This window comes from Rhodothermales bacterium, assembly GCA_013002345.1.
Lineage (GTDB): Bacteria > Bacteroidota > Rhodothermia > Rhodothermales > JABDKH01 > JABDKH01.
On sequence record JABDKH010000298.1, the window covers coordinates 1 to 4564 of the forward strand.

The 4564-nt window shown below is 56.2% G+C and carries 4 protein-coding genes; 3 read left to right on the forward strand and 1 reads right to left on the reverse strand.

The features are described 5' to 3' along the window. The first annotated feature begins 191 nt into the window (after positions 1-191). Positions 192-1295, forward strand: a complete 1104-nt coding sequence (locus HKN37_14215) for a hypothetical protein (GenBank protein ID NNE47805.1) — start codon at positions 192-194, stop codon at positions 1293-1295. Between the two features lie 193 nt (positions 1296-1488). On the opposite strand, the gene HKN37_14220 is transcribed toward HKN37_14215, so the two are convergent. Then, complete coding sequence (locus HKN37_14220; GenBank protein ID NNE47806.1) at positions 1489-2844, reverse strand: sigma 54-interacting transcriptional regulator; 1356 nt, start codon at positions 2842-2844, stop codon at positions 1489-1491. A gap of 453 nt (positions 2845-3297) precedes the next feature. Between HKN37_14220 and HKN37_14225 the strand changes: the two genes are divergently transcribed. Next, positions 3298-3549, forward strand: a complete 252-nt coding sequence (locus HKN37_14225; protein NNE47807.1) for a hypothetical protein — start codon at positions 3298-3300, stop codon at positions 3547-3549. Positions 3550-3623: 74 nt separating this feature from the next. Continuing rightward, entirely contained in the window at positions 3624-4526 is a 903-nt protein-coding gene (locus HKN37_14230) for an MBL fold metallo-hydrolase (GenBank protein NNE47808.1), read from the forward strand. The last annotated feature ends 38 nt before the right edge of the window (positions 4527-4564 follow it).

Below are 4564 nucleotides of genomic sequence, written 5' to 3' on the forward strand. Positions count from 1 at the left end.
GTTGCGACTCTGGCAGCGGATGTGACACATGTGGCGGATGCGACGCGTGCGGCGGATGTGACTCAGTCGGCGGATGCGACGCCTGCGGCGGATGTTCGTCGGGATGCGGCCAGCGCGAAACTTGCCTGACGCGCGCTCAACTGTTCGGAGACTGGGCCGGTATGCGGCCTTGCCTCGCCGAGCACGGTATTATGACCTCTGCGGCCTACACGAACTTCTATCAGGGAGTGGCCAGCGGCGGGGAGGAGCAGAGATTCCGCAATGGGGGCAAATTGGATCTGTTCATGATAGCAGACACAAAGAAGCTTGGCCTCTGGGAAGGTGGAACTCTGATAGTACACGCTGTGGATTGGCAAATCGGACAGAATTCAATTGATGACGCGGCAGGGATGGCTCCCGTCAACCTCAACCTGCTGACCCCGTTGCCGGAAGCATCATTCGGGCTCACAAATCTGCTCTACACGCACAAACTGCGCGGTGACTGGGTCGGACAAATCGGCAGGTTTAACGCCCTCGATTTCTGGACGAAATTATATCCCGACTACGGCCGGGGGATTGACGGATTCATGCAGGCCTCACTCATGGTTCCAATGAACATAATTCCGAGTCTGCCAAAAATTTCCAACGTCGCCGGAATCGCAAAAATGGGCGAACGAGCTCTGGAAACCGCTTTTGTGGTTATCGAGAGTCAGAACTCTCCGACGACGGCCGGGCTGGATTTTCCGAACGGCGTGTCACTTATGGGCACGACCGCCATCTTTACCGATTTCAGGGACCTCCCCGGTAATCATAGGCTGGTCGGAGCTTACGCCACCGGCGACTTCACGTCTTTCGACACGAGTGGATGGGAAATCATTCCGGAGGGTGGTGTCGTTCCGACGACCAATTCCGGCACTTGGATGGCTTCCTACATGGCGGAGCAGCGACTCTGGGCCGATCCTTGTAATGCAAAGCGATACGGAAAGCTGTATGGCCACGTCGGGTTCTCAGATCAGGAGAATAGCCCGTACAAGGTCACGTTCGCCGTTACGGCAGAGCAATTTGGCCTGCTGGACAGCCGCCCGAACGACCGAATGGGAATCGGGTACTTCTACAGTGCTCTGAACGACGATTTCAAAAACGCATATGCCCTTACTACCACGCCAGTCGATGATCTTCAGGGCGGTGAAGTTTACTACAACGCGCAGGTCACACCATGGTTCAACATGACTGTCGATCTCCAGGCGGTCGAACCGGCCGTTCAAAGTCAAGACACCGCAGTGGTACTTGGAGTTCGGGCCAACACCAGATTCTGATTCCGGCGACGACTCAGTGATGGACCTCGCCATCCCTCAGGGATCCCCTGGGCGATGGCGATGTTCCGGACACGAACGTAACTCTCGACGGCAGCTTCTTGAAGAACACTTCCACTCCAACGGCAGCTTCCAACGCAGAACTGTTCTACATGGTTCTCCCGCAGAGGTGGTAAGTTGCGGCCCCGCGCCGCCGTCAGCCGCCCGGGCGGCGGATGCCCAGCTTTTTCATGCGCGACCTGAGAGTGCTGGGATGCAATCCGAGAACCTCAGCCGCTCCACCGGTACCCCGAATTCGCCAGCCACACGTGTCGCACACAGACTGAATGTAGTCGCGCTCGACTTCTTCCAGCGTGCGTCCAATGGATGCATCCTCCCCTGCGTCTTTCAGAGCGATTGGTGATGCTGGAAGCAATGTCGAATGACCATCCAGTTTTAAGGTGGAACCCGACGACGTAATCATTGCCCGCTCGAGAACATTCGTCAGTTCCCGCACGTTCCCCGGCCAGGCATACGCAGCCAACTGGTCGACGGTCTCCGGGGCAATCTGATCGATCCGTTTCCCAATCCGCCCACGGAGTCTCTGCAAAAAGAAAGCGGTCAAGAGTGGAATGTCCTCCCGGCGATCGCGCAGCGGCGGCACGTGGATTGGAAAAACACTGATCCTGTAAAAAAGGTCGTCGCGGAATCGTTGCTGCCCAATCTCAGATTGCAAGTCACGATTAGTCGCCGCCACCACGCGGACATCGCAGCGTCGCGATTCCGAGGAGCCAACTGGATTGAATTCGCCCGATTGCAGAACACGCAACAGCTTTGGCTGTAGCTCCAACGGCAGTTCTCCGACCTCATCTAAAAAGATCGTTCCCCCATCGGCCACCTCAAAGCGTCCCATTTGATTGGCAATCGCACCGGTGAAGGCACCTTTCACGTGCCCAAACAATTCGCTTTCGATCAGCTGTGACGGCAGGGCGGCACAGTTGACTTTAATGAAGCTTCTGTCCGCTCTATGGCTCTTCGCATGAATCGCGTGAGCAACCAACTCCTTCCCCGCCCCAGTTTCCCCCGTGATCAACACAGAACTATCGGTCGGCGCGACCTGCTCGATTTTGCGCAGCACCTGCAGCATTGCCGGACTCCCGCCGACGAATTCCCATGAATGCGAGCCATCACCCTCGGAGACGGTCTTTCGGAGAACGCTGTTTTCCGCCTCCAATCGTTGCTTCAGTTCACGAATCTTCTTGAATGCCCCACGCAAGCGAGCTTCTTTCCGGAGACCCGACAATAGATTCGCCATGACTTCGCCCATCAGGCGAAGATGACCCAACCGCTCGTTGTCCCACTCGATCTCACGGACTGTGCTGAAGCCAAGGTAGCCGATCTGTTCACCGTCCACGTTCATGGGAAAGTGGGCCAACGACTTGGTTCCACGTTTGCGGAAGTTCCTGCGGTCAAGCTCTGCCGAGGCGGGAAGATCGTCGAGCGATTCAACGATGATCGGTAGATCGTTGCACATCTGGTCGTAGACATATGGCCACTTATCGCCGATATCCATGAGCGGAATCGGATCCACACCTGGCCTTGCCCACGAGTGTGTGACGGTCAGTCTCTTCGTGGTCTCGAATTGGGCCACGACGCTTCGATCAAGATCGAGCGACGTAGTGACACGGCGCAGCGCATCGACAACCAGCGAATCGATGACCTCAGATTTCGGGCCGACAAACGACCCAAAGATCTCGATCAACAAATCCTCAAAACTGAGCGGATCAGTTGTCGAGATGGGATGACCGAGTGTCGTTTCTTCTAGCATGTCAGGCGATCAGCTTCGGGTGAAATGTCACAACTTGCGCGAGATTTCGCCTTCCCAGCAGCGAAATATCACTCCCAGTCAAGACGCTGAGATTATCGTTGCCCTTCCCGAGCGATGCAAGTCGTTGGGCGTCAATTGGTTATGAATATTAGGCAATTTCAGTCACGATTTGGCATCATGCTTGCATAAAGGGGCAACATGACGTTGCTAATCGAGCACGATCCCGATGATCCGGACAAGGTGATTCGCCTGTGTGGTGAGGTCGCCGGTCCCGAAGTCGAGGAACTGGAGTCCTTCCTGCATCGGGCCGCTCTGTCGGTGAAGCTAGATGTGTCGGAAGTCACTCAGGTTGACGAACGAGGTTTAACGTTGCTTCGGCGCGCTAGAGCCGACGGGGCTCACGTGATTGGCTGCTCTCCGTATCTCCGGCTGCGTTTGGAAGACAAATGAGAAAGAGCAAAACATTTCATAACTCGTAACACTGTTAATTCGATTGGACTTTCCCACTACCCCAAGAGGACATCATGTCAGCTAACCTTGCACTTGAAGCCTACTACGGACAGAATCCGGTCTTCTCCAACTCGACGATACTGGAGTCGGACAAGAGCTGTCTGCTCATCGACTCCCAGCTCCTGTCGGTCGACGGGAAGGCCATTGCCGACCGCATCAAAGAGATCGGAAAGCCCTTGACGACCATTCTCCTGTCTCACTGGCACCCCGATCACTGCTGGGGGGCCGTCGAGGTTCTCAAGCATTTCCCCGAAGCGAAGGTCTTCGCCCGCCCGCGCGTCAAGGAAGATCTCCTGTATGATTTCGCCCCGCGACGTTATCGCTGGTACGGCTACTTCCCGGGTATGCCCGACAGCCTGTATCCCGTCAACGATCTCGAAGGCGATGCGTTCGACTTCGACGGCCACAAGATCGAACTGGTCGATCTCTTCGGGGCAGAGACGCTCCATGCAACCGGCTACTACGTGCCGGAATTGAAGACCTACATCTCCGGCGACCAGATCTACAACGGCGGCCACTACTACGTCACCGCCGGACTCAACCGCCCGGATCTCTGGATCGACTCCATCAAAAAGGTCACGGACGAACACGACATCGAGAGATTGGTCCCTGGACATGGCCTGGTGACCATGAATCCCGGCGAGGTGTTCAACTCAGCCATTGAGTACTTGAACTATTACCAGGAAATCTTCAACTTCGAGCTTCCGCCCAAAGAACTGGTTCGTCTCCTGCTCGAGCGTTACCCGGACTTGGGGATGGACGGCGTGCTCTACCTGACCATCGGCCCCGCGATCACCGACAAGGAGCTCTACGCGCAGACGGGTGGCAAGCCCAACTTTGGGGAGGGAGCCTTTGGTCCGGGGGCCGATTCCGGTGGCAAGAGTTGTTCCAAATCGCACTACCGGGTCGAAGGCTAGATCTACGACACGCATTACCGCGGTTGACTCCTTTTACT